Annotated in this window: 23 protein-coding genes and 1 pseudogene; 16 read left to right on the top strand and 8 right to left on the bottom strand. The window is 72.8% G+C overall.

Annotated features, from left to right (window positions below):
- Positions 1 to 62 precede the first annotated feature (62 nt).
- From BXA11_RS03745 to BXA11_RS03730, 4 genes are read left to right on the top strand one after another with little or no spacing between them, the layout of a single operon-like run.
- Positions 63 to 419, top strand: coding sequence for a hypothetical protein (locus BXA11_RS03745; protein WP_030508518.1), 357 nt, complete (start codon positions 63 to 65; stop codon positions 417 to 419).
- A gap of 30 nt (positions 420 to 449) precedes the next feature.
- On the top strand, positions 450 to 1,916 hold the full coding sequence (locus BXA11_RS03740) for a WXG100 family type VII secretion target (RefSeq protein ID WP_076432733.1): 1,467 nt from the start codon (positions 450 to 452) through the stop codon (positions 1,914 to 1,916).
- A gap of 16 nt (positions 1,917 to 1,932) precedes the next feature.
- On the top strand, positions 1,933 to 2,358 hold the full coding sequence (locus BXA11_RS03735) for a hypothetical protein (protein WP_030508516.1): 426 nt from the start codon (positions 1,933 to 1,935) through the stop codon (positions 2,356 to 2,358).
- Between the two features lie 26 nt (positions 2,359 to 2,384).
- Positions 2,385 to 3,773: a hypothetical protein gene (locus BXA11_RS03730; protein ID WP_076432731.1), complete on the top strand. Its 1,389-nt coding sequence runs from the start codon at positions 2,385 to 2,387 to the stop codon at positions 3,771 to 3,773.
- 93 nt (positions 3,774 to 3,866) lie between these two features.
- Here the strand turns inward: BXA11_RS03730 and BXA11_RS03725 are convergent, their stop codons facing one another.
- Positions 3,867 to 4,307, bottom strand: a complete 441-nt coding sequence (locus BXA11_RS03725) for a hypothetical protein (RefSeq protein ID WP_030508514.1) — start codon at positions 4,305 to 4,307, stop codon at positions 3,867 to 3,869.
- A 191-nt stretch (positions 4,308 to 4,498) separates the two neighbouring features.
- Positions 4,499 to 4,909, bottom strand: coding sequence for a hypothetical protein (locus BXA11_RS03720; RefSeq protein ID WP_076432729.1), 411 nt, complete (start codon positions 4,907 to 4,909; stop codon positions 4,499 to 4,501).
- Here BXA11_RS03720 and BXA11_RS41870 point away from each other — a divergent pair.
- Genes BXA11_RS41870 through BXA11_RS03700 form a run of 4 tightly spaced genes read left to right on the top strand, consistent with a single transcriptional unit; the run spans position 4,887 to position 7,078 of the window.
- Positions 4,887 to 5,372: a hypothetical protein gene (locus BXA11_RS41870; RefSeq protein ID WP_143734062.1), complete on the top strand. Its 486-nt coding sequence runs from the start codon at positions 4,887 to 4,889 to the stop codon at positions 5,370 to 5,372. The genes BXA11_RS03720 and BXA11_RS41870 overlap by 23 nt on opposite strands.
- Positions 5,373 to 5,382: 10 nt before the next feature.
- Entirely contained in the window at positions 5,383 to 6,255 is an 873-nt protein-coding gene (locus BXA11_RS03710) for a hypothetical protein (protein WP_030508511.1), read from the top strand.
- Positions 6,252 to 6,689 carry a YbaB/EbfC family nucleoid-associated protein gene (locus BXA11_RS03705; RefSeq protein WP_076432725.1) on the top strand — a complete coding sequence of 146 codons (438 nt, stop codon included), beginning with the start codon at positions 6,252 to 6,254 and terminating at the stop codon, positions 6,687 to 6,689. Before BXA11_RS03710 ends, BXA11_RS03705 begins: the two co-directional genes overlap by 4 nt.
- An 11-nt stretch (positions 6,690 to 6,700) precedes the next feature.
- The gene (locus BXA11_RS03700; RefSeq protein WP_239104758.1) at positions 6,701 to 7,078 is read left to right on the top strand and encodes a YbaB/EbfC family nucleoid-associated protein; all 378 of its coding nucleotides are present in this window, start codon (positions 6,701 to 6,703) and stop codon (positions 7,076 to 7,078) included.
- A gap of 426 nt (positions 7,079 to 7,504) precedes the next feature.
- Here BXA11_RS03700 and BXA11_RS03690 read toward each other — a convergent pair.
- Positions 7,505 to 7,804: pseudogene (locus BXA11_RS03690) on the bottom strand (RNA-guided endonuclease InsQ/TnpB family protein); the annotation flags it as partial.
- Between the two features lie 655 nt (positions 7,805 to 8,459).
- Between BXA11_RS03690 and BXA11_RS03685 the strand changes: the two are divergent.
- Positions 8,460 to 9,101, top strand: a complete 642-nt coding sequence (locus tag BXA11_RS03685) for a PadR family transcriptional regulator (protein ID WP_083743927.1) — start codon at positions 8,460 to 8,462, stop codon at positions 9,099 to 9,101.
- On the top strand, positions 9,088 to 9,867 hold the full coding sequence (locus BXA11_RS03680) for an SGNH/GDSL hydrolase family protein (protein ID WP_076432719.1): 780 nt from the start codon (positions 9,088 to 9,090) through the stop codon (positions 9,865 to 9,867). Before BXA11_RS03685 ends, BXA11_RS03680 begins: the two co-directional genes overlap by 14 nt.
- Before the next feature lie 50 nt (positions 9,868 to 9,917).
- Here the strand turns inward: BXA11_RS03680 and eccD are convergent, their stop codons facing one another.
- On the bottom strand, positions 9,918 to 11,426 hold the full coding sequence (gene eccD, locus BXA11_RS03675) for a type VII secretion integral membrane protein EccD (protein ID WP_239104743.1): 1,509 nt from the start codon (positions 11,424 to 11,426) through the stop codon (positions 9,918 to 9,920).
- Between the two features lie 73 nt (positions 11,427 to 11,499).
- Between eccD and eccCa the strand changes: the two genes are divergently transcribed.
- The 3 genes from eccCa to BXA11_RS03660 are packed head-to-tail and all read left to right on the top strand — an operon-like array spanning position 11,500 to position 16,930.
- Positions 11,500 to 15,480, top strand: coding sequence for a type VII secretion protein EccCa (gene eccCa / locus BXA11_RS03670; RefSeq protein WP_076432717.1), 3,981 nt, complete (start codon positions 11,500 to 11,502; stop codon positions 15,478 to 15,480).
- Positions 15,481 to 15,500: 20 nt separating this feature from the next.
- Positions 15,501 to 15,806: a hypothetical protein gene (locus BXA11_RS03665; protein ID WP_030508502.1), complete on the top strand. Its 306-nt coding sequence runs from the start codon at positions 15,501 to 15,503 to the stop codon at positions 15,804 to 15,806.
- The gene (locus BXA11_RS03660; protein ID WP_076432715.1) at positions 15,803 to 16,930 is read left to right on the top strand and encodes a WXG100 family type VII secretion target; all 1,128 of its coding nucleotides are present in this window, start codon (positions 15,803 to 15,805) and stop codon (positions 16,928 to 16,930) included. Before BXA11_RS03665 ends, BXA11_RS03660 begins: the two co-directional genes overlap by 4 nt.
- A 4-nt stretch (positions 16,931 to 16,934) precedes the next feature.
- Here BXA11_RS03660 and BXA11_RS03655 read toward each other — a convergent pair whose 3' ends face one another.
- Complete coding sequence (locus tag BXA11_RS03655) at positions 16,935 to 17,795, bottom strand: SDR family NAD(P)-dependent oxidoreductase (protein WP_076432713.1); 861 nt, start codon at positions 17,793 to 17,795, stop codon at positions 16,935 to 16,937.
- Between the two features lie 251 nt (positions 17,796 to 18,046).
- On the opposite strand from BXA11_RS03655, the gene BXA11_RS03650 reads away from it, so the two are divergent.
- Entirely contained in the window at positions 18,047 to 18,925 is an 879-nt protein-coding gene (locus BXA11_RS03650) for a helix-turn-helix transcriptional regulator (RefSeq protein WP_076432711.1), read from the top strand.
- Here BXA11_RS03650 and BXA11_RS03645 read toward each other — a convergent pair.
- Complete coding sequence (locus BXA11_RS03645) at positions 18,912 to 19,493, bottom strand: TetR/AcrR family transcriptional regulator (RefSeq protein ID WP_076432709.1); 582 nt, start codon at positions 19,491 to 19,493, stop codon at positions 18,912 to 18,914. The genes BXA11_RS03650 and BXA11_RS03645 overlap by 14 nt on opposite strands.
- A 74-nt stretch (positions 19,494 to 19,567) precedes the next feature.
- Between BXA11_RS03645 and BXA11_RS03640 the strand changes: the two genes are divergently transcribed.
- Positions 19,568 to 20,341 (top strand): oxidoreductase, encoded by a 774-nt coding sequence (locus BXA11_RS03640; RefSeq protein WP_076432707.1) that lies wholly within the window; start codon positions 19,568 to 19,570, stop codon positions 20,339 to 20,341.
- Positions 20,338 to 20,781 carry a VOC family protein gene (locus tag BXA11_RS03635; RefSeq protein WP_204053449.1) on the top strand — a complete coding sequence of 148 codons (444 nt, stop codon included), beginning with the start codon at positions 20,338 to 20,340 and terminating at the stop codon, positions 20,779 to 20,781. Before BXA11_RS03640 ends, BXA11_RS03635 begins: the two co-directional genes overlap by 4 nt.
- A 174-nt stretch (positions 20,782 to 20,955) precedes the next feature.
- Here the strand turns inward: BXA11_RS03635 and BXA11_RS03630 are convergent, their stop codons facing one another.
- Complete coding sequence (locus BXA11_RS03630) at positions 20,956 to 23,262, bottom strand: serine/threonine protein kinase (RefSeq protein ID WP_159454729.1); 2,307 nt, start codon at positions 23,260 to 23,262, stop codon at positions 20,956 to 20,958.
- A 116-nt stretch (positions 23,263 to 23,378) separates the two neighbouring features.
- Complete coding sequence (mycP, locus tag BXA11_RS03625) at positions 23,379 to 24,533, bottom strand: type VII secretion-associated serine protease mycosin (protein ID WP_076432703.1); 1,155 nt, start codon at positions 24,531 to 24,533, stop codon at positions 23,379 to 23,381.
- Between the last annotated feature and the right edge of the window lie 193 nt (positions 24,534 to 24,726).

Below are 24,726 nucleotides of genomic sequence, written 5' to 3'. Positions count from 1 at the left end.
GGCCGGCGGCGCCGGCGATCCCTCGCCGGAGCCGTCCTCGGCCGTGAACGGGAGGGTGACGCATGTCCGGAGGCGTGGAGGTCAGCCGCACGGCCCTCAGGAACGCCCGCAAGGACTTCGAGGAGGCGCTCGAACTGCTGGCGCCCGGAGCGTCCAAGCGCGAGGTGACTCCGGTCGCCTTCGCCGAGGGCGGCGCGGTGAAGAAGCTGATCGCGCAGCGTGACGCGATCGGCGGGTTCTGGGCCGCCGCCATCGGTTTCCACACGAGCCTGACCAGCGCGGAGGGCGCGGTCACCGCCGTCTACGCGGAGATCGCCGCGACTCTGGGCATCGCCGCCGAGCGCCTGGAGCTGGCGATCAGGAACCTCGACGCCGGAGAGCAGGCGGGCGTGCAGCAGGCCGGCACGGCGCAGGTCTAGCCGTACACGGGGAGCGGTTAAGGAGGCGTCTTGGCCGAGAGGAAGATGCCGATCAGGGCGGCGTTCGACGCGTCCGACCCGGGCGTCGTCATGTTGGACACCCTGCGCACCGCGCTCGGGAAGACCGACCCCGAGCTGATCAGGGCGGCCTCGGGTGAGTTCAAGGGTGTGCACGACAAGCTGAAGTCCGTGGTCGACACCCTCGACAGGCATCTCGACGCGCTCGACAAGCACTGGACCACGGGTGACGACGCCAAGCAGGTGAAGGCGCAGCTCCACCGGCTCAGGACCTCCACGGTCGCGGTGATGAACGCGATCGTGGAGACCTCCCTCCCCGGCGGCCGCTCCGGACCGCCCTCCACACCGCGCGGCGTGGTTCCCGCGCTGGACGTGTACGCCAGCTCGCTCAACCAGTTCCGGGGCGAGAACGTCCCGAAGCCCACCGAGAGCGACATCGACTGGTACGACGCCGCCCTGGAGGCCGGGGCGGTCGGCGCCGCGGGCGGCGCGATCGCCGGATCTCCCTTCGCGGGCGTCGGGGCCATCCCCGGAGCCGTCATCGGCGGCGTCGGCGGATTGATCGTCGGCGGCATCGTCGGCGGCATCGGCTCGATCTTCGGCGACGGCCCCTTCCTCAACCTCTTCGGGGAGTCGAAAGAGGAGAAGGACATGAAGGCCGCCGAGGAGCACCTCAAGAAGCTCACCCAGGCGACACAGGCCGCCAACGACATGTTCCCCGCCTCACTCGACACCGACGTGCCGAAGTTCGACATGACGCCACCCACGTTCACCCCGATCACCGCGCCCGGAGGGCCCCTCCCGAACGCGAACATCTCCACCGGTGTGGACGGCCCCGGAAATCTCGGGTCGCTCGGCGACCTCGGGACCGGCCTTCCGGGCGACGGGCTCGGCTTCGACCCCGCCGCGTACGGCGGCTACCCGCCGTACGGGCCGGGCGACGGGTCCGGATCGGCGCCGGGCGGCGGACAGTACGGGGACGGACTCGACGGCGGCGGGTCGAACGGGACGGGCCTGGACGGGCTCGACGGCTCGGGGCTGAACGGGACCGGGCTGAACGGTACTGGGCTGAACGGCGCCGGGCTGGACGGGAGTGGTCTCAACGGCGACGGCACCGGCAACGGGCCGAACGGCGTGGGTCAGGGCACGAGCCTGGCCGCCCACACGCCGCGGTTCGACGCACCACCCGGCGGATCCGGCGGCGGGCCGGGCACGGGCTACGGCACGGGCTTCGGCGCCAACGGCTATGGCGGAGCCGGAGCCGGAGCGGGCGGCGGCACCGGGGCCGGCGGCGTCACCGGCGTGAACGCGGCGGGTCTGCGGCCCTCCGCCGGAGGCTCGATGCTCCCGGTCGCGCCGCACGGCGCGGGCCGGGGCGAGGAACGCGAGGAACGCGAGCGGACCACCTGGTTGCTGGAGGACGAGGACTTCTTCATGAGCGACCAGCAGACCACCTCCCCCCGCATCGACAAGGCATGATCAAGGAAGGTGTGACGTGACCCTTGACTCCGGCGGCGGTTCGCCGCCACCGAAGCTGCGCCTGCCCGCGGGCTGGCCGGGTCTCGACGGGAGCCCGGACGGCGCGGCGGGCGGGCCGTACATCGAGCACACCCGGGTCCTTCAGGTCCTCAAGGGGCTGCGGGAGGAGCTCGGGAGCCTGCGCGGCCGCGCTCCGGCGAGCATGAGCGCCACCTGGAGCGGCCCGGGCACCGCGGGTGAGGTCCAGGGCCTGACCAACGTCGGTCCGGCCGAGGCCGGCCCGTGGGACACGGCCAGATACTTCGGACTCAACGCCGAACAGGCCCACGAGGTGCTCAGCGGCAAGTACCAACTGCTGATCGACCGGGTCGAGGCGCTGGTCACGGCCGTCGAGCAGGCGGTCGCCAACTACCAAAAGGGCCACGAGAGCAGCAGCGCGTGAGCCAGAGGGCAGGGAGATAGACCGCGATGGGATCCGACTCCGGCTGGGAGCTGATCAAGATCTACGAGACCCTGTACGGTCTCGACCAGGGCAACCTGACCCGGGAGCAGATCAAGCAGAAGCTCGACGCCGCCAAGCCGGACGACGTGGGTAGAGCCGGCCAGACGTTCCTCGACGCCGCCGACCTCGTGGGCGGGACGATCGGCGGCAACGGCCCGTCCGAGGCCGGCATCCAGGCCGCGCTGAGCAGAACGGCCAAGGAGCTCGCCCAGGTGTGGCGGGGCCCGGCCGCGGTCCAGGTGCAGTCGGCGCTCCGCGCGCTGTACGCCACGGCGGGCGCGCTGGGTGACGCCATGACGTCCAGCGGGGCCGCCATGTCCTGGTATGCGAGCGTGGTGAAGAACGCGCAGGCCAACTTCCCCGCCGCCACGGACACGAGCAACGAGGGCGCCGGGGGCGGCACCACGGGAAGCCCGCCCACCGATGCGGACGAGGCCGCGCGCAACCACTTCCGCAAGCTCAACGAGGACATCCAGCAGGCGAACAACGCCTTCGCCGAAGGGCTGGCCTTCGAACTGCCCGCGATCGAGCCGATGACCATCGACCTCACCCGGTCGCCGCGCGTCCACGTGGGCGGGACGGGGGCGCCCGTCACGAGCACCGGCGCGTGGCACGGCTCCACCGGTGACGGCACGTCCGGATCGGGCACCTCAGGCTCGGGCACCGCAGGCTCGGACACGTCCGGCACGGGCGGCTCGGGCACGGGCGGCTCGGGTTCCACCGGGTCCGGATCGAGCGGTTCCGGCTCAGGCGGGGACGGCAGCACGGGCGGTCCCGGCTCCGACGGCACCGGCTCGGGCGACCCCGGCGGCGCGGGCGACACCGGCGGCTCGTCGGACACTGGACAGACGGGCGCAGGGCAGGCAGGCACCGGCCAGTCAGGCACGGGGCAGAACGCGGGCCAGCAGGGCGGCTCCGGCGACGGGTCGGGCACGGCTCCGGCCGTGATCGGCGGCTCCGACAGGACCGACCTGGCGAACGCCCATCCCCTGCCCGTCGGCACCAACCCCGCGGGCGCCACCCCCAACGCGCTCACCGGCTATCCGGACCCGCACCTCCCCGTCACGACGGCCGGGCCCACCGGCACGCTGCCGCCCGGCGGGGTGATCGGCACGTACGGCGGGCAGCGCGGCGGATTCGGGACCGCATTCGGCGTCGGCGGCGCCCAGGCGGGCGAATCCGTCCTCGGCGGCCTGCGGCCGGGCCAGACCGGCGCCGGCTCCTCCTTCATGCCCTACGGCCCGGGAGGCGCGGCCGGATCGGAGGGCCGGGAGGAACGCCAGCGGGAGATCTACGACCCCGAGCCGGACGTCTGGCGCGTGACGAGCACCATCAGCCCCGACCGCATCGGCTGACGCCGTCAGCCCGGCGCGGCGGCCGGCTTTGAGCCCCGGCCGCATCGGCCGCATCGGCTGTCGAAGGCCCGCCGCAGCGGAACAGGCGGCGGGTCAGAGGCCCAGCCTGCGGCTGATGCGGTCGAGCTCGCCCAGCACGTCCTCCGCGGTCCGGTCGAAGGCGGACTCCGCCTCCTTGACCTGGGCGAGCACCGCTTCCGGGTCGTCCAGGAACCTCGACTGGTCGCCCTCCTGCCCGAACGCCTCGGCCATGGCCCCGTTCATCTGCCGGTAGAGGTCGTCGGACGCGGCGCGCATCGTCTCCTTGATCCGCTCGGCCAGCTCGCCCGAGCTCAGCCGCATGGCCTTGGGGTGAAGCTCCAGCTCGCTCAGCCCCCGGGTGGAGAACTCCACGCTGACCAGGCCGTCCTCGTCCCGAGCCCGGCCGACCAGCGAGGACAGGGTGCTCTGGAGCCGTTCGACGGCCCCGATCCTGGCGTCCGTCCGCGCCTGGAACCGCTCCACGTCGAAGTCGTCGAACCCGCCGCCAGCCATTTGAGCCCCTTTTCCCCGCGATTTCCGGAACATCGGCAAGTTAACGCATCCAAACCGGGGCGTACGGGTTTTACGGGCTCACCCGTTACGCATCAGTGAACATCGCCCTAATTTACGCTTTCGAGCTGCGGAAACGTCTCCCAGACGCGTGGCAGCGACGCGAAGCCCGGTGATAGGGAAGATCACGTGTCCTACGGTGAACCCTCGCCAAGCCAGTCACCGGTGACCTCCACGACGGCGTCGCCCACCGGCTCGGTGAGCGCGACCCCGAGCGTGCCGGCCTCCCCGGCTCCGCCCGCCTCGACCGCACCGCCGACGACCGCACCGCCGACGACCGCACCGGCGTCCACGGCACCCCCCTCGGCGGGGCCGTCCACCATGCCGTCCACCATGCCGTCCACCATGCCGTCCACCATGCCGTCCACCATGCCGTCCACCATGCCGTCCACCATGCCGTCCACCATGCCGTCCACCATGCCGTCCACCATGCCGTCCACCATGCCGTCCACCATGCCGTCCACAGCACCGTCGACCGGCGCGCCCACGGTGACGGCGACGCCGACGCCGTCCGTGCCTTCGATGGTCAGCCCGTGCCCGCACACACCGCCCTGCCCGCCGCCGGGCCCCTGCCTGCCCGACTCGCTGCGCGTACGGCAGGCAGGGACGGCTCAGGCCCCGGCGCCGCCCGCGGCTCCGGTCACGTCCCCCGCCGGCCCAGGCGGTGGTCCGGGCGGCGGCTCGTCGGGCCTGCCCGGCTACGAGGTGGCCGCGAATTTCATCAGGAAGTTCGCCGGCACGGTGGGCGGCTCCGCCGACGGCGTCCGGCGACTGGGGGACGCCACGCCCCGTTTCCAGGGCTGGAACCTCGCCCCGCTCGCCGGGATCCCCATCGTCGGGCTCACCTTCGTCCACCGGTTCAACGCCGTCTCCGACACTTGGTCGAACGCCGCGGGCATCCTCGGCGACGCCCTGCACAGGGACGGCGAGACGCTGGTCAGGGCCGCCGACAACTACGTCGCGGCGGAGAAGGCGAGCAAGGCGGCCATCCAGCAGACGCGCCCCTGAGAGGACACGTATGTCGACCCCGCCCAGCGAGCCGGGCACGCTGTTCGTTCCCGGCGGGCCCGCGCCGGGCCCCAAAGAGCTCTACATCACGGACTCGAGCGGCAACGTCCAGCGGGCCGTTTCCGTGGCGCCGGCCGACACGGCCGCCGCCTCCGCCGCCACCCGCACCGATCCCGGCTTCTTCAGGAACCTCATCAAGGCGCTGAATCCGCTGCGGCAGCAGACGCGTACGGCATCGGCCATGTCCGGACTGGGAATCGCGGCCCTCGCCCTGGACGTGGCCGCCACGATGAACCTCGGCAACCCCTTCCTCTTCTACGACCGGCGGGAGCTGTGGAAGGAGATGGGCGGCCGGCTGGAGAGCGGCAGGTCCGACATCTGGTTCTCCTACTTCCAGGACGTCAGCCCGAACTGGAAGGGCCAGGCGGCGGACCTGCTCGGGCGGCGGGTCCGCTTCAACACCACGGTCCTGTACGAGAAGCTCCACGGCGTCACCGGCGAGATGAGCGGCGCGATGCACAGCCAGTTCAAGGAGGTCCTGGAGTACGACCTGTCGGTGTTCGGCCTCTACGCGGCCTCGGCGCCGGTCCTCCGCACGCTGGCGGCGATGAGCGCGCACCCGGCCGGGCGGGTCGCGCTGATCTCGCAGGCAGGCGTGTTCGTCAGCGCGCTGGGCAACCTCGTCAAGCAGTTCGCCGACATCTACATGGCCTACGAGAGCGACCTCAACAAGATGGAGCAGAAGCTCAACGACGTGCGGGCCGCCTTCTACGAGCAGGGCGATCCGGCGCGGGGCCGCCGGGACCTCACGCTCACCCCCGCTGTGGCGGACCGTGCGCACATCCACGACTACTGGCAGCCGGCGAGCAAGGACCTTCGATGAAGAACACGGCCGCGTTCAACGACGGCAGGGAGGGCGACGTCGCCGGCCTGGTGCGGGAGGTCCAGGGCCGCGTCGGCGCGCTCGCCGACCTGCTCCACGGGCTGAGCGAGGAGGTGATCGAGGGGACCGACGCCACGGGCGCGGTGGTGGCCCGGGTCAACGGCGCGGGTCACCTGCTCGGGCTGAGCATCGACCCGCGGGCGATGCGCGACCTCGACCACGTCGCGATGTCCGCCGCGATCCGGGGCGCTATCGGCGCCGCGCGGAGCGAGACGGCTGAGCGGCTGGCCATGGCCATGGAGGGCTTCACGGCGGACTCCACGGGGCACTCCGCGGCGGACATCACAAGGGACATCACGGGGGACTTCGCCGATTCACCCTCGCCCGGTGACCCGCTCGCCCCCTACGTCCAGGCCCTGCTTCGCGAGGGGTGAGCGTGGACGAGATGCGTGAGCTCCGCACGCGCATGGAGCGGCTGACGGCCGCGGCCGCCTTGATGGACGAGCTCGCGACCGAATGGAGCACGCGGGAGCACACCGGCAGGGCCGACGAGGGCCGGATCACGGCGACCGTCGACGCCGTGGGCACGCTCCGCGCCCTCGAAATCCACCCGCTCAGCATGCGCAGGCTCGACGGCCGCGCGCTCGCCGAGGCCGTCCTGACGGCCGTACGGCGGGCCGAGGCGGCCGCGGAGGCGGCGAAGGAGGATCTGCTGCGCGGCGGGCTGGAGGCGGCGGGAGTGCCGCACGTGGCCGGTCTCCTCGGTGACGCCCGCCGCGCGTTCGACGAGCGGGCGTCGCCCCGAGGCGCCGATCGGCCCTAGCCGGCCCGCCGCTCCCGAAGCCGACCCCCGCCCGCGCCGCAGTCATCGGGCCAGGGGGATGATCCTGCGGAACTTGCCGCTGGCCGACTGCTCCGGCGGCTCCTCGGCGCGTTCCAGCGCGACGTGCTCGGCCTTGTGCTCGGCCAGCAGGCGCGAGATCTCCTCGCGCACGCTCCGCCACACGTGATCGGGATCGGCGCCGTCCGCCTGCTGCAGCCGCACCCGCAGCGTGGCCGGCGCCCTCTGCACGACCTGGAACTGCGCGATGCCGGGGACGCGGTCCAGCAGCGTGCCGAACGCCATGGGGGAGATGCGGACGTGCCTGTCGCCGCCGGCGGGAAACTCGAGCAACTCCGCCGCGCGGCCCTGCACCTGGACAGCGGGCAGCGGGCTGCCGCACGGGCAGGCGTCGGGCCGCACCAGGAGCAGGAAACGCGGATTGTCCACCTTCCGCCCATCGGAGGTGACGGCGAAGTGGGACAGCCCGAGGTCGATCCCCACTTCGGCGGCCGACTCCGGGAGCGGGACATCGCTCGTCTCAACCACGAACGAGGCGAAGTACCTGCCGGCCGCGTCCTTGACCACCGTCACACTGGACGGTTCGGCGGGCAGGTCCCGTGACCAGCGGACCGGAACGTCTCCGATCTTCGGCAGGCGCAGCTTCCCGCCCGCTGTGACGGAGAACCGGGCGTTCTTCGTGAAGCGGATCGCCTGCCGGTTGTCCTGAAGCGCACGAGGTCGCGGACCCCCAGCCCGGCTCGCGCACGCTGCCCGACCGCGTTGCCCACGGCCAGGCTCCGTTCGTCCTGCAGGAAGATGCCGCGCAGCCCGCTGGTGCCGGACGTGGTGGCGACGAGGTACCGCCGCTCGCCCACGAGGGCGGGGTCGGCGACGAACTGCCGGGCCTTGGCCAGCGTCACGTCCGGATCGGTGACCCATTCGTCGAAGCGCGCCATGAGCGCCTGCTTGCCGGTGACCGGGAGCCGCGCCGGGTCGTCGATGTCGTCGGGCACGCCCGGTACAGCTCGCGGTAGTAGGGCGAGTGGGCGGGGCGTAGGCCACGGCCGCGGCCAGGCGGGCCCGTTGCCGCCGCGCGGAGCCGGTCATCGCGGCGGCGGTGATCGGATCCAGCCGGTCCGGGAACGCCTTGAGCAGTTCGCCGGCCATCCTGCGCTGCAGGTCCAGCAGCAGGTACAGCCCCTTGGCCTGCAGCGCCGGCGTCGTCATCATCATCAGGCGGACCCCCGCCGACAGTTCCTCGGGCACGCCCGCGCGCACGGCCTCGACTCACTCGACCAAGCCCACGACTTCGTGGATCTCCTGATACTCAGGTCGTTGAATAGTCATATCCTTGACTATGGGAGAGCGAAGGGAGCGATTCATGGCACTGCGGCACGCCGTCCTCGCGGCGTTACTCGACGGGGAGCTCAGCGGCTACCAGCTGGCCAAGGCGTTCGACGTCGGCGTGGCGAACTTCTGGCACGCCCTGCCCCAGCAGCTGTACGCCGAGCTGGCCAGGCTGGAGAAGGAGGGGCTGGTCGCGGGGCGGCGGGTGGTCCAGGAGACCCGGCCCGCCAAGCGCCTCTTCCACGTCACCGACGCCGGGCTCGCCGAGCTGGAGCGGTTCGCGGCGGCAGCGTCTAAGCCGTCGTTCGTCCGCGACGACCTGCTCGTCAAGGTGCAGGCGGCCGACCATGTCGACGCCGGGCCGCTGATCCGGCAGGTCGAGGAGCGAGCCGCCGTGGCGGAGGCCAAAATCGACCTGTTCCGGCGGATCCTGCGGAAGATGCGCGGCGACCTGGGCGAAGAGGAGTTCCTTCGCGCGGGCCGGCGCGTAGGGCCGTACCTCACCTGCCTGCGTGGCCTGGCCTTCGAGGAGGGAAACCGCGACTGGTGCCTGCGAACCGCCGCGATCCTGCGCGACAGGAACGCGGCCGTCGCAGGCGCGGGCACCCCCGCCGTGCCGGGCGAAGGGACCGCACCGGCTTATCGCCGCCCGGAGGTGGCCCGTGCCGAGCGGTGAGCGCCTGCGTTACGTCGCCCTCGGCGACAGCCAGACCGAAGGGCTCGGCGATGGCGACCCCGCCCGCCCACGGGGCTGGGCCGACCGGCTCGCCGAGCGGCTCACGGCCGTGGACCCGGAGGTCACCTACGCGAATCTCGCGGTGCGCGGGCGGCTCGCGGGGGAGGTGCGGGCGGAGCAGCTCGCACCGGCCCTGGCCCTGCGCCCCCATCTGGTCACCGTCGTCGCGGGCGTCAACGACCTGATCAGGCCGCGGTTCGACGCCGCCGGGGTGGCCGGGCATCTGGAGGCGATGTTCGCCGCTCTCACGAGGGCGGACGTCCGCGTCGCGACCCTCACGTTCCCGGACGTCGGGAAGATCGCACCGATCGCCCGGCCGCTCCGGTCGCGGGTGTTCGACCTCAACGACCGCATTCGGGCGGCGGCGGCGCGACACGGGGTCGTGGTCGCCGAGACTGCGTACCACACCGTCTGCACCGACCCCCGGCTCTGGAGCGCCGACCGGCTCCACGCGAGTCCGCTCGGCCACGAGCGCATCGCCGCGGCCGTGGCCCACGCCCTCGGCCTGCCCGGCAGCGACGACGGCTGGACGCTGCCCCTGCATCCCCCGCTCGACCCGGCCGGCTGGCGTGCCGTGGGCGCCGAGGTGCGCTGGGCCGGCTCGTTCCTCGGCCCGTGGCTGGTGCGGCGCCTCCTCGGCAGGTCGTCCGGCGACGGCCGGACCGCCAAGCGCCCCGCTCTGCTGCCCGTACGACCGGCCGCGTGACCCCCGCGTCCCCGCCCCCGCGAGACGGCCCTCGGCGCGGCTCGAGACGGTCAGCCCGACAGGCCGCGCACCCAGGCGTACAGGTCGAGCACGCCCAGCGTGAGCGGGACCAGCGCGACGATCAGCAGCACGTCGAGGATGTCCGCCGCCCGCCCCCAGAACGGCGAGGGCCTGCCCGAGGGCAGCCAGAGGCCGAGGCCGAGCACGAGCAGGGCCGTCCACAGCACCCCGATCGTCACGGCCACCTCGGCGACGGCGTCGGCGCCGGTGCCCAGCGCGAACGCCAGGGTGGCGGCCCCGGCCGCGGCGGTGAGGACCATCCACAGCCGCTGGGCGACCCCCGCGAACACCCGCGCGCGCATGGCCAGCGCCAGCGCCAGCGTCGCCGCCGTGGCGCGGGCGACCCAGCCGCCGTGCTGGACGAGCAGCAGCTCCGCCGCGACGCAGGCGAGCGCGATCGCGATGACCATGCCGGTGGCGTACCGGTGGGCCTGGGCGGTCCGCTGGAGCACCAGCGGGCCGTCGATCCGCTGGTTGTCGCTGCGCAGCTCCTCGGCGCTGGTGGGCAGCGGCGGCAGCGGCACCCTGGCCATCCGGAACGACAGCGTGGGGATGAGCGGGCTCAGCGCCAGCAGGGCCGTCGCGACCACGGCCGCCGCCCCGGCGCCCGATCCCCCGAACACCATCACGCACCCGGCTCCCACGGCCCCGGCGACGGACGCGACCGCCACGCCGAGGAAGCCGGCCACGCCGTCGGCGATCAGCACGCCGCCGACCGTCGCCACCAGCGCGGTGTACGCGAGCCCGGCCAGCAGGTTCGGCGCCCCGAGGACCAGCACGGCGCCCGAGGCGCCGGGCGTGAACAGCCCGGCGAGGAAGGCGTGCGGCAGGGCCGCGTAGCCGACGAGGGCGCCGGCGGTGGGCTGGCCGACGGCCCTCGACACCACGGCCCCGGCGGCGACGAGCAGCACCGCGACGGCTCCCGCCACCCCTGCCGTGAGCCGCGGCGGGGCCGCCGCGAGGGCGAGGACGACGGCGCCGAGCGCGAGCAGCCCGGCGGCCACGCCCATGCCGAGCAGCCTCGTGTGCCGCGGCTCCCACCTGCCGCCGCCCTCCTTGGTCCCGGTGGCGACGACGTCGGCCACGTCGTCGTACACCGCGGGCGGCATGACCGCGTCGCGCGGGCGCAGGTAGAGGACCTCCCCGTCGAGGACGCCCAGCGCCCCCAGGCTCTGGCCGAGGTCGAGCGGCGGCCCGCCGAGACGCTGGAGCACCCAGCCGGGGGCGGCGGCGGCGTCGCCCCCCGCCTCGCCGACCGCGCGGAGCAGGCCGGGCATGACGTGCGGCAGCGGGATGTCCGACGGCAGCGCGAGGTCCGCCTTCCTGCGCGGGGCGACCACGGTGACGTGGCACAGGGGCGGCAGCGGCACGGTCGCCTGCGGCAACGCGCCCTGCTGGGCCGGGCCCTGATGACCTGTGCCCTGATGGCCCGGGCCGTGGTGAATCATGCCCTGCTGGACGACGCCCTGCTGGACGTGAAGGGGGACCGGCGATGACACAGCGGGAATCCTCTCGCGAAGATCTCTCTGACAGCCCGAAAATATCGGCAAACCTGGTAGAAAAGTCAGTCAGATGAGCATTGTCGTGGTCTCGCGTCCCGAGCGCCGCCCGGGCCCCAAGCCACCCCGTGGCGAGATCCTCCTGGAGTCCCCGCCGGAGATTCCCGAGGTCCAGCCGCAGGGTCTGATGTCCATGCTCACGTACGTGCCGATGCTGGCCGGCGGCGCGGCGATGGGGCTGATGTTCACGGCGGGCGGCACCGGCAACCCCCTCATGTACGTGGCCAGCGGACTGTTCGCCGTCTCCATGGTCGGCATGAGCGTCGGCCAGCTCGGGCGCAACGCCGGTGAGCGCAGGAACCGGCTCAACGGGCTGCGCCGCGACTACTTCCGCTACCTGTCGCAGATCCGCAGGAAGGTCCGCAGGGCCGCCGTGCAGCAGCGGGAGGCGCTGGAGTGGAGCGGGCCGCCGCCCGACTCCCTCTGGTGGATCGCGATGGGGCCGCGCCTGTGGGAGCGCAGGCCGCGCGACGACGACTTCGCGACCGTACGGCTCGGCACCGGCGTGCAGAAGCTGGCCATCCAGCTCGTCCCGCCGGACACCAAGCCGGTGGAGGACCTCGACGCCCTGTCGGCCGGGGCGCTGCGCCGGTTCGTCCGCGCGCACGCCACGGTGTCGGGGCTGCCCGTCGCGGTCGCCCTGCACTCCTTCGCCCGCATCCACCTCACCGGTGACCCCACCGCGATGCGCGAGCTGGTGCGGGCGGTGATCGCCCAGCTCGTCGTCTTCCACTCCCCCGACGACATGCGGATCATGATCTGCGCGAGCAAGGAGTGGATGCCCCACTGGGAGTGGGTGAAGTGGCTGCCGCACGCCCTGCACCCGGAGCAGGCCGACGCCGCGGGCCAGGTCAGGCTCATGGCGGAGAACCTCGCCCATCTCGACGCGCTGGTCGGGGAGGAGCTCAGGGAGCGGGCCAGGTTCCGGCCGGGCGCCTCCGCCGAGGCCCTGCCGTACCACGTGGTGATCGTGGACGGCGGGCACGTGCCGCACGACAGCCAGCTCGGCTCCGACGCCATCCAGGGCGTGACGGTGATCGACCTGTCCGCGGCGACCGGACCGGTCCCCGAGGCGATCACGCTCCGGCTGGACGTCCAGGCCGACGGCTTCCACATGGTCAAGATCGACCACACGGGACGGCGGTCGAGCAACCGGCTCGGCGACCCCGACCTCCTCGGCTTTCCCCAGGCGGAGGGCCTGGCCCGGCAGCTCGCGCCGCTGCGCGCCTCCGCCGGCGCCCAGGGCGAGGCGCAGGACGTGCTCGGCGTCAACACCTCGCTCACCGACCTGCTCGGCGTGGGCGACCCCGTCCATCTCGATCCCGGGGTGATCTGGCAGCCCCGCGCCGGGCGCAACCGGCTGCGGGTGCCGATCGGCCTGGGCGCGGACGGGCGGGTCGTCGAGCTCGACATCAAGGAGTCGGCGCAGGGCGGCATGGGGCCGCACGGCCTGGTCATCGGGGCGACCGGCTCCGGCAAGAGCGAGCTGCTGCGCACGCTGGTGCTCGGCCTGGCCATCACGCACTCCTCCGAGATCCTCAACTTCGTGCTGGTCGACTTCAAGGGCGGCGCGACGTTCCTCGGCCTGGAGTCCCTCTCGCACGTGTCGGCGGTCATCACCAACCTGGAGGACGAGCTGCCGCTCGTCGACCGCATGCACGACGCGCTGCACGGCGAGATGGTGCGCCGCCAGGAGCTGCTGCGGGCAGCGGGCAACTACGCGTCGCTGCGCGACTACGAGCGGGCCAGGGAGCAGGGGGCCGACCTGCGGCCGATGCCGACCCTGTTCGTCGTGATCGACGAATTCAGCGAGCTGCTCAGCGCCAAGCCGGAGTTCATCGACCTGTTCGTGATGATCGGACGGCTCGGCCGCTCGCTCGGCGTGCACCTCCTGCTGGCCTCCCAGCGCCTGGAGGAGGGCCGGCTGCGCGGCCTCGACACCCACCTGTCGTACCGGATCGGCCTGCGCACGTTCTCCGCCATGGAGAGCCGGGTCGTGCTCGGCGTCGCCGACGCCTACGAGCTGCCGCCCGCGCCGGGCAACGGCTACCTGAAGTACGACACCACGGGGATGACCCGGTTCAAGGCCGCCTACGTGTCCGGGCCCCACCACGCCGACCCCGGGCGGTCCGCGCCCGGCGATCCCGGCCGGCCGGTGCGCGACGTGGTGGAGTACGGGACCGCCTTCGCGCCCGTCGAGGTGACCGAGACGACCAGGGAGCTGGCGCCCGCCGAGGAGCACGGCGGCCCGCGGCACAGCCTGCTCGACGTCGTGGTCGGCCGCCTCACCGGCCACGGCCCGCCCGCGCACCGGATCTGGCTGCCCCCGCTGGCCGAGCCGCCGACGCTGGCCCACCTGCTGCCGCCGCTGTCCGTCACCCCCGAGCACGGCCTGACCACGGCGGGCTGGGGCGGCCGGGGCCTGCTCCACGCGGCCGTCGGCATCGTCGACCGGCCGTTCGAGCAGCGCCGCGACCCCTACTGGCTGGACCTGTCGGGAGGCGCGGGCCACGTCGGCGTCGCGGGCGGCACGCAGAGCGGCAAGAGCACGGTGCTGCGGACGCTGATCACGAGCATGGCCCTGATGCACACGCCGCGCGAGGTGCAGTTCTACTGCCTGGACTTCGGCGGCGGTTCCCTGGCCTCGCTGGAGGCGCTGCCCCACGTGGGCGGCGTCGCGAGCCGCCTCGACGCCGACCGCGTCCGCCGTACGGTCGCCGAGATCTCCACGATCCTGGAGCGGCGTGAGGCGGACTTCGCCGAGCACGGCATCGAGTCGATCGCGGCCTACCGGCGGATGCGGGCCGAGTCCGGCCGCGACGGCGACGGCTGGGGCGACGTGTTCCTGGTCGTGGACGGCTGGCTCACGCTCAGGCAGGAGTTCGAGTCCCTCGAACCCGTCGTCACCGACATCGCCGCCCGGGGCCTCGGATACGGCGTCCACGTGGTGGCGGCCACCAACAAGTGGTCGGAGTTCCGGGCGAGCATCCGCGACCTGTTCGGCACCAGGGTCGAGCTCAAGCTCGGCGACGCCTACGAGTCCGAGGTGAACAGGAAGGCGTCGTTGGCGGTCCCCGAGGGCGTGCCGGGACGCGGCCTCACCAAGGATGGGCTGCACTTCCTGTCCGCGCTGCCGCGGATCGACGGCGTGCAGAGCTCCGAGGACCTCGCCGCGGGCGTCCGCGGTCTGGTGCACGCGGTCAGGGAGGCCTGGCAGGGGCCGCCCGCGCCGGCGATCCGGCTGCTGCCGCCGGTGCTGCCCGCGACCGCGCTGCCCGCTCCCGGGGAGACCGGCCCGAAGATCCCCATCGGCATCGACGAGGCGACGCTGTCGCCCGTGCTGCTCGACTTCGACGCCGACCCGCATTTCGTCGTCCTGGGCGACACCGAGAGCGGCAAGTCGAACCTGCTGCGGCTCGTCGCCGAGGGGCTGGTGGCCAGGCGGGAGCCGCACGAGGCGATGATGATCGTCGTCGACTACCGCAGGTCGCTGCTCGACTCGGCCGCGACCGCCCACCGCATCGGCTACGCGGCGTCGAGCACCGCCGCCCAGGAGCTGGTCAACGACGTGCGCGGTGCCCTGCTCAAGCGGCTGCCGCCGGCCGACCTCACCCCCGAGCAGCTGCGGACGAGGAGCTGGTGGCAGGGTTCCGACGTCTACATCGTGGTGGACGACTACGACCTGGTCGCCACCTCGTCCAATCCGCTGCTGCCCCTGGTGGACCTGCTGCCGCAGGCGCGGGACATCGGGCTGCACCTGGTGCTGTCGCGCCAGATGGGCGGCGCCGGCCGGGCCATGTACGACCCGGTCATCCAGAAGCTGAAGGACATGGCCAGCCCCGCCGTCATCCTCTCCGGCAACAAGGACGAGGGTTATCTGTTCGGCAACGTCCGGGCGCATCCGCTGCCACCCGGCCGGGGCTACCACGTCGACAGGAGGTTCGGCGCGCGGCTCGCCCAGACCGCGTTCCTGCCTCCTCCGGACGGTGAGTGACGGACGGAAAGGAGCAGCACGTGACCGGTTTCGACATCCACTTCCAGGCGCTCGAAAGCTGCCGTACGGCGGTGAGCAAGGCCTGGGGCCAGTACGAGAGCCTGCACGGCGGCCTGCCCGAGACGCCCGGCACCCGCGCGGCCTCCTTCGGGCACGTGGACGGCGCGGCGGCGCTGGCGGCGGCCGTCGACGCGGCCTACTCCGCGCTCACCGCGGAAACGGCCGACGCGAGGACCAAGCTGAAGGGCGTCGAGCGGGCGCTGGAGAGCGTGCAGGACAACGTCCGGACGGCCCACAAGGCCACGTCCACCTCGATGCAGGTATGAGTGGCGTGGCGGACCTGCCGGGGGGTGCGGAGCTGGCCGCCATGGCGCAGAAGGTGAGCGGCGACCCCGGCGCGATCCGCGACATCGCCGGGAAGTGGCGCGGCGCGGCCGGCGACGCGCAGGACTACGCGGGCGGGGTGGGCCGGGCCGTGCGCACCGTGGACGCCGCGTGGCAGGGCCGCTCCGCCGACGCCTTCGTCTCGTACATGAACAGGTACGGCAAGGCGGCGGACGGCCTCCACGACGCTCTGGCCGCGTGCGCGGGCGCGCTGGAGAAGGTCGCCACCGCGCTGGAGAGCGCCAAGTCGAAGATCGACGGCATCTGCGGTGACGTGGTCGCCGAGGCGGCGGCCTACCGCGGCCGGCATCAGGACGCCACGGACAAGGAGCTGGAAAGCGGGCTGCGGGCCATCGTCTCGCGGGGCGTCGAGGACGCCCGGCCGCATCTGGAGCAGGTGACCACGGCCGTCGGCGACGCCACGAAGACGCTGGGCGCCCGCCTCGGCGGTGACTACCGTGACGGCGCGCTCACCTTCGCCAAGATCCCCGACCCGGGCGGACAGGAGTTCGTGCCCCGGCACGGGCACACCGTCGACTGGCAGCGCACCCCGGGCTACACGGGCGCCCCCGGTGACACGGCGCACCCGACGTACGCCTCGTACAACCCGACGAGCCTCAGCGGCGCGAGCGGCCCGGGCGGGAGCGGCGGCTCGGGCGGCTACGGCCCCAGCGGCCCGCCGCCGGCCGGCGGCGGGCCCGCGCCCACGGGACAGGTCAAGGACTGGATCGAGCAGGCCGTCGCGATACTCAAGGCCCAGGGCTACCCCGTCGAGAAGATGAACCGGGACGACATCTGGATGATCATCCGGCACGAGTCGGGCGGCAACCCGCACGCGATCAACAACTGGGACTCGAACGCGGCCGCCGGAACCCCGTCGAAGGGACTGATGCAGACCATCGACCCGACGTTCAGCCGCTGGTCCCTGCCCGGGCACAAGGACATCTGGAACCCGGTGGACAACATCATCGCGGGCGTCCGCTATGCCATCGAGCGCTACGGCTCGGTCTCGGCCGTGCCCGGTGTGGTGGGCATGAAGACCGGCACCGGATACCGCGGATACTGATCGTTCAGGCGGCCGGGAAGTCCGTGGCGGGCGCGGTGCCCGCGGCGGCCTCGACGTTCGCCCGCAGGGCCTCGACCTTGGCGCTGGCGTAGGAGTGGGCGTCCGAGCCGAGCAGCAGCCGCAGCGGGCCCTCCCCCGCCAGGACCCGGCCGACGATCGCGGCGGCGCCCTTGACCGGGTCGCCGAGCTGGCCGCCCTGGAGCTTGAGATGGTCGCGGACCATCGCGCGGATGGCCGGGTAGTGCGCGGTCGTCTCGGCGGGCAGGGCGAGCGAGTCCTCGGTGAGGAAGTCGGTGCGGAAGTAGCCGGGCTCCACGACGGTGACCCCGACGCCGAAGTCCGCCACCTCGGCGGCGAGGGCCTCGCTCAGTCCTTCCAGCGCGAACTTCCCGGCGCAGTAGAGCGCCCAGCCCGGGACGGCGGTCAGGCCCAGGATCGAGGACACGTTGACGATGTGGCCGCCGCGCTGCTCCCGGAGGACGGGCAGGGCGGCGCGCAGCACGTTCCAGACGCCCACGACCTGGACGTCGAGCATGTCGCGGACCTCGCGGTCGCCGGTCTCCTCCACCGCGGCCAGGAAGCCGTAGCCCGCGTTGTTGACGACGACGTCCAGGCCTCCCCACCGCTCGGTGGTCTCCTGGACGGCCCGCCCGACCGCCGCCTCGTCGCGCAGGTCGACGGTGAGCGGGAGAAGCCGCGACGGGTCGATCCCGTCGCCGAGCGCGGCGAGCAGCCGCTCGGACGACCGCGTCGTCGCGGCCACCCGGTCACCGCGCGCCAGCACCTGCCTGACCAGTTCGAGGCCCAGGCCGCGGGAGGTGCCGGTCACGAACCATACGGCCGGTCGATCTGTCGGGAAGCTCATGGTCATCCTCTGCATGTCGAAGGCTGTGCTTGTCGAGTGCTGTGCTCGCCGAAGGCTCTGCTTGCCGAAGCCCGTGCTTGCCGATTCGGCGGCGGCGCCGGCCGGGAGGTCCCGGTGACCGGCACAGCACCAGCATCCTTCGCCGCGACCGGCTGCGGACGCCCATATCGCGCCCTGTGCGACCGCGCACCGGGCAACCTAGGACGCACAGGACCAGTCAGGATCCGGCGGCGAGAGAGACACTGGATGTCATGGCCGAGACCAACCGCGAACTCGCCGACTTCCTGAGACGCGCCCGGAGCCAGGTCGACCCGTCACGGGCCGGCCTGCCCCCCGACGGCCGCACGCGGCGGGTCCCCGGCCTGCGTCGCGAGGAGGTCGCCCTCCTGGCCGGAGTCTCGGCCGACTACTACGCCCGCCTCGAACAGGGCCGGCGCATCACCCCCTCGCCGGCGGTCGTCGAGGCCGTCGGCCGCGCCCTCGGGCTCGACGACGCGGGACGCGCGCATCTGCGCGACCTCATCGGAACGACCACGGCGCCCGTCCGGCGACGCGCCCGCGGCGTCCAGCGCGTACGCCCCGGGCTCTACCAGCTCCTCGACGCCCTCGACGGCGAGCCCGCCCTCGTCCTCGGCCGCCGCACCGACGTGCTCGCCGCCAACCGGATGGCGAAAGCGTTGTTTACAGACTTCGAACGGCTGCCGCCCCGGCACCGCAACTACGCGCGGTGGATGTTCCTCGAGGACGCCGCCCGATCGCTGTTCGTCGACTGGGACGTCCAGGCACGGGCCGCGGTCGAGAGCCTGCGGCTCGACGCCGGCCGCGACCCGGACGACCAGGCCACCGCCGCCCTCATCGCCGACCTGCGCGACCACAGCCGCGAGTTCGCCCACTGGTGGGAGCAGCACCGCGTCCACCAGCGCACCCACGGCTCCAAGCGGCTGCGCCACCCCCTCGTCGGTGAGCTGACCGTCGAGTACGAGACGCTCTCCCTGCCCGGAGACCCCGACATGACGCTCTTCGTCTACACGGCGGAAGCCGGCTCATCCTCGAAACGCGCCCTGGACCTTCTCGCGAGCTGGACCCTCTCCGGCCATTCACGCAACCCTGAGCACATCAGTCCCTCGTGATGTCGGCGCGGCATCGCAGGCCGTCGAAGAGGAGTGCGGTTATCCGTGTAGCGTCCTCACGCCAGCCTTCCGCGGCGCGCAGGTTGCAGACGCCTCCCATAGCGCGCAGGAGAGTCTTGCCGTCGACGTCGGCACGGATCGTGCCCGCCCCGGAGCCTGCGGCGAGCAAGCGGTCCAGACAGGCGGCCATCTGTGCGCGCGCGTCGACGAAGACCGGCGAGTCCGTCGCCATGATGCTCGCAAGCGCGGCGGCCATTCCCTTGCCGATCGCGGCATGCTCCACGAGCAGGAGCAGGAACTGCCGTAAAGCCTCGTCCGGGGCGTGCTGTTCGAGGAGCGCCGAGGGCGCGGCGCACAGTTCGGCGACCTCCTGCCGGTAGACCTCCTCCACGAGGGCCTCACGCGTTTCGAAGTGGCGGTACAGCGTGCCGACAGCGACGCCGGCCCGTCGGGCGATGTCCTCGACGTGCGCATCGGCCTCGCCGGCGAGGAACGCGTCGCGCGCCGCGGCGAGGAGGGCGTCCCGGTTGCGCTGGGCATCGGCGCGCAGCGGTCGTGACGATGGCAACAGTTGCTCCTTAAGGTGAACCGGGTTCAGTATAGTTCCGGAGTCCGATTCACCTTACTGAAGGAGCAGTAGTCATGGCAGTACCCGAAGAGGGTCTCCGCGGCTTGCGCGTGCTGGTCACCGGCGGAAGCCGCGGCCTGGGGGCGGCCACCGCGCGCCGTTTCGCCGATGCCGGCGCGCAGGTGCTGACCGCCTCACGCAGTGCGCCCCCGGAAGGCTTCCCGGCGACGTTCATCCCTGCGGATCTTGGGACCGAGCAGGGCGTGGCGGTGCTCGGCCGACGAGTGATCGACGCTGTCGGCGGGGTGGACGTGCTGGTCAACAACGCGGGCGCGACGACCGGCGCGGTGCCCACGCTGCGCCGTTCCGACGAATCCTGGCGCTCCGAACTCGACATGAATCTGCTCAGCGCGGTGCGCCTGGACCGGGTGCTGGTGCCGGGGATGGTGGAGCGGGGCTCCGGCGTGGTCGTGCATGTTTCCTCGATTGCCAGCCGGGTGCCGCAGCCGTCCGAGGCGCCGTACGCGGCGGCGAAGGCGGCGCTCAACGTCTACAGCCGTGAGTTGGCCACCGACGTGGGCAAGCACGGCGTGCGCGTGGTGTGCGTCCTGCCGGGTTTCGTCGTCACTGAGGGGTCGACGGAGCACCTGCAGAGCATCGCGGACCGCCAGGGCATCGGACTGGAGGAGGTCAAACAGCAGATTGTGGACCACCTGAACGTGCCGATGGGGCGGCCGGGCGAGCCCGAGGACGTCGCGGAGATGATCGCCTTCCTCGCCTCGCCGCGCGCGAAGTGGCTCACCGGTGCCGAATTCCGGGTCGACGGGGGCATCATCCCGGCGGTGTGACCGATCACCGCCGGCAGTCCTCGAAGCTCACCCGCACCACGTACGACCACGAATCCCGAAGTGAGGAAGTCATGAAGTTCACCCTGAGCGCGGTGCTCCTGGAGGCTGCCGACCTGGAGCTCGAGAGCGCCTTCTGGCATCAGTTGCTGGGCGGCACCGTCACCCGGACGCAGACCCATCATTTTCTCCGGATCGACGGGTTTCCGGCGTTCGTGATCCAGCTGGCTCCAGAGCATCTTCCACCGCAGTGGCCCGGCGGCCGTTCACAGCAGATGCACGTCGATCTGGCGGTCGATGATCTGGAGGCCGCGGACCGTCTGGCGGTCTCCGCCGGGGCCCGTCGTCTCAGTCCCGTGGGCGATGTCGCCGTCTCACCGGCCACGGGCTCCCGGGTCTACGCCAGCCCCGCCGGGCACCCCTTCTGTCTCCGCGCCGAATGAGACGGCATGACCGCCTCCGGCACTGGCAGGTGCCACTCGCGGTGCCGGGTCTCGTGACCGTCGTCATCGACGCCCTGGGCGGCTGGACCTCAGGCGGAACGCAGACGAAAGGCCGGGCGGGTGCCCCCGCCCGGCCTTCGTGTGAATCGGTCAGCCGCAGTGTCAGTCGCGGTGTCAGCCGCAGTTGGCCCAGCCGGCGCTGGCGCCGGACGAGCCGACGCTGCCGGAGTACTTGACGCACTTGCCCTTGGCCTGCAGCTTCACCGGACCGGCGTAGTACTCGTAGTTACCGCTGTCGGTCCTGCTTCCGCCGCCCTGGACCTCCAGGGTCGCGGAGACCGGCGTCGCCTTGCCGACGTCGGCCGTCTTGATCGTGACGACGCAGTTCTCCCCCGTGCCGGGGTTGTACAGCTGGTAGGTGGTGCCACCCGCCAGAGCGCTGCTGCGCTGCACGGAGAAGCCCGCCCCGCAGACCTGGACCGGGCTGTAGGGGTTCCGGACCGGCGCCGCGGTCGTCGGCTTCGGTGTCGGCTTGGGCGCCACCGTGGTCGGCTTAGGCGCCACCGTGGTCGGCTTCGGTGTCGGCTTGGGCGCCACCGTCGTCGGCTTCGGTGTCGGCTTGGGCGCCACCGTCGTCGGCTTCGCGACCGGAGTGCTCGGCGCCGGCGTCGCCGTCGTGGGCTTCGCCGCCGGAGTGCTCGGCTGCGCGGACGCCGTCGGCTCCTCGGTGGACCTCCGGGTGTGCCTCCGGGCGGGCCTCTCGGTGGGCACCCAGGAGGGAACCCAGCTGGGCCTCTCGACCGGCTTGTCTGTCGGCTTCTCTGTGGGCTTCCCCGTCGGCTCCTCGGAGGACTCGGTGGGCTGTGGGCTCGGCACCTGCTCCTGCCTGTCCGTGGCCGCCGGGCTCGGCGACTGCGTGGGCGGGGGCTCGGGAGTCGGCTGCGTCGGCACCGGGCTGGGCGGCGCGGTGACCGTGGCGGTGGTCGTCACCCGGGCCGTCGGCTGCGTCGTCTGCCCGGGCGGCTGCGCCGGCGGCGGAACCACCGGCTGGGTCGGCACCGGCACGATCGGGCCGGGGGTCGGGACCGAGGTGAGCTCCGGCGTCACCGGAGCGTCCGTCGGCCACTCGCTCGGCAGCACCAGCGGCTGCACCGGAGAGTCGGGGTCCTCGGACGACAGCGCCCACGGCACCGTCACCTGCGGCGCCGCCGTCGGGGCCTGCCCGCCGCCTCCGGTCCCGCCACCCGTGGTTCCGCCACCCGTGGTCCCGCCGCCCGTGTCTCCGCCGTTCGCGTTTCCGCCGTCCGCGAGCACGCGCCCACCGTTCCCGTGCTGGCCCGCGGCGCGCTCGGCGGCGGCCGGCGACAGCTGGACCTGGGAGTAGTGTCCGGCGCCCCACAGACCCACTCCGGAGAGCAGGACCACGGCGCCGACCGCCGCCGCGAGGCCGACGGGGAACGGCCTGCGCTTCACCGTCTCGACCTTGCCCTGGGTGGTCGGCGGCCCCCACGTCTGCTGCTGGGGCTGCTCCTGGGGCATGGCGGGCGGCTGCCAGGAGGCGCCGGACGCCTGCTGGGGCTGCTGCGGGACGGGCGGCGGGCCCCACGTCTGCTGCGGAACCGGCGCCTGCTGCGGACCCGGCGGAACGGGGATTCCCCCGACCGGCGGCTGCGACGGCTGCGCGGACGGTAGCACCACCGTCGCGCCGGGGCCCGGCGCCGGTTGGGCGCCCGCGGCACCGCCGCCGAGCAGTTGCAGCATCGCGGTGTAGGCGGTCGGCCGCTGCCCCGGCTCCTTGGCCAGCGCGGGCAGCACGACCTGGCGCAGCCGCTCCTCCAGGCCGCCGAGGTCGGGCGGCGCGTTCAGCACCGCCTGCGGCTCCTGCGGGAACGGCGGACGCCCGGTCGCCGCGAAGACCACCGTGGCGGCCCAGGCGAACATGTCCGCGTACGCGTCGTACCGCTCGCCCCTGATCTGCTCAGGAGCCCGGTAGGCCGGCTCGCCCACCGGCGGCCCGACGGCGACGTCGGTCAGCTTGACGCCGTCGTCCGCGACGATGACGTTGTGCGGGGCGAGCGAGCCGTGCGCGAGGTCGGCGAGGTGGACGGCGGTCAGCGCGGTGAGCACGCCCACCGCGACCCGTTCGAGCGCCTCCCCCGAGAGCGGGCCCTCGGCCGCCACGACGGCCGCCAGGCTGCGCCCTTCGACGTGTTCCCTGACGACGTAGGGTCGATCCCCGAGCAGGCCCGCCGTGATCGTGCGGGCCACGTATGAGCTGGACACACGCGTGGCCACAGTGAGCCGGTCGAGGACGGCCTGCCCCGAACCCGGCTCAGCGGCCAACAGCTTGATCACCCGCACAGGGGCGTCGTCGCCGGTCTCCTTGCCGACATAGACGTCGCCGCGGGGCCCCTCGTCCAGCCGTCCCAGGATGGCGTACTCGCCTATCTGCTCGGGATCACCCGGCCGTAAAGGGTGCATCTCAGTCCTTTCTGGAAGTGACCTGATAAGGATCATTCAACCAAGAGGACACGGAGCAAAGCAGTAGTTTCCGGCAGGCCAAAACATTTAATCGTCAATTACCCAAAGCGGACGAGTCAACCTTCACGGCCGGGACGCCACCTTCTCCGCCTGCCCATCGGCACGAACACCCGCACGGCCACGATCAACCCCACCGCGCACAGCGCCGCCGCCGCGATCGTCAGCGCCAGGTCGATCGCCTCCCGGTCCACCGGGGCCGCCCTGCTCACCGCGTTCTCCGACAGCGGGGCAGGCGCCGGCGGCGCGATGACGGGGGCGTCGGCGGCCTCCAGCGGCAGGATCGCGGTGACGGCGAGCAGCGGATTCACCATCCCCGCGCCCGTGCCCGTCCCCGCGCCGCCGTCCGCCGTGGCGGTGATGCGCCAGCGCACCCGCTCCTGGTCCAGCTCCGGATGGCGGGCACGCACCAGCGCCGCCACCCCCGCGACGTACGGCGCGGCGAAGCTGGTGCCTTCGAGCCCGCTCATGTACGACCGCCCTGGCCAGGTGGAGGTGATGTCCTGGCCCGGCCCCAGGACGGATACGGGAGTGACGGTGTTGGAGAAGTCGGCACGCCTGCCGTCCGGGGTGGCCGACCCCACGGCGAGCACCCCCGGATACGCGGCGGGGTAGGAGGCCTCCGGCGTGCCGTCCTCCGCGGTCGTGTTGCCCGCCGCCGCCACGATCACCACGTCCTGGCCGAGCGCGTACGCCACGGCCTGCCTGAGCTTCGGGTCGTCGCGGGCGTCGATCGACACGTTGATCACGTCGGCGCCGAAGTCGGCCGCGTCCACGATGGCCCTGGCGAGTATGTCCGGGTCGCCGTGCTCCTCGTTCGTCTGCTTGAGCGAGATCAGCCGCACACCGGGCGCGACTCCGTGGAAGGGGACGCCCTTCAGATACTGGGCGGCGATGACGCCGGCGACCGCCGTGCCGTGCCCGACGCAGTCGCGGTGTCCCGTGCCGGTGTAGTCCACCTCCTTGGCCACCCGGATCTGCGGATGCGTCAGGTCCACCCCGCTGTCGATGATCGCGACCGTGACGCCCTCGCCACTGGTGAGCGGCCACACCCGCTTTGGGTCGAGCCTGCGCTGCGCCCACGGCTCGGCCACCTGCATGCTGCCCTTGCGCGGCGTGCACCGCACCGGCGCCGCCCGCGCCTGGGCGGGCGGCGCGGGCGGTGCCACGAGAAGCAGAGCCAGCACGGTCGCCAGAAGGCCGGATCCCCGCATAAGCGATCAGCCTAACGAACTCCACCGGCAATACCGCTTCACAACATGAAGGTTCAAACCAGACATACCGGCGATGAGGACGGGGGAACGTCGCCGACGAGGCACGACGGCGGTCCCACTCAGTAAGGGGGCGGACGCCGTCCAGCGCCGGCAGGTGCATAAAATCCACCACAGCTCGTAACCCAGGGGCCCG

Origin of the sequence: Microbispora rosea, assembly GCF_900156315.1 — a bacterium.
GTDB lineage: Bacteria > Actinomycetota > Actinomycetes > Streptosporangiales > Streptosporangiaceae > Microbispora > Microbispora rosea.
Note: the sequence above shows the minus strand (reverse complement) of the source record. Positions and strands in the feature narration are given on the sequence as shown.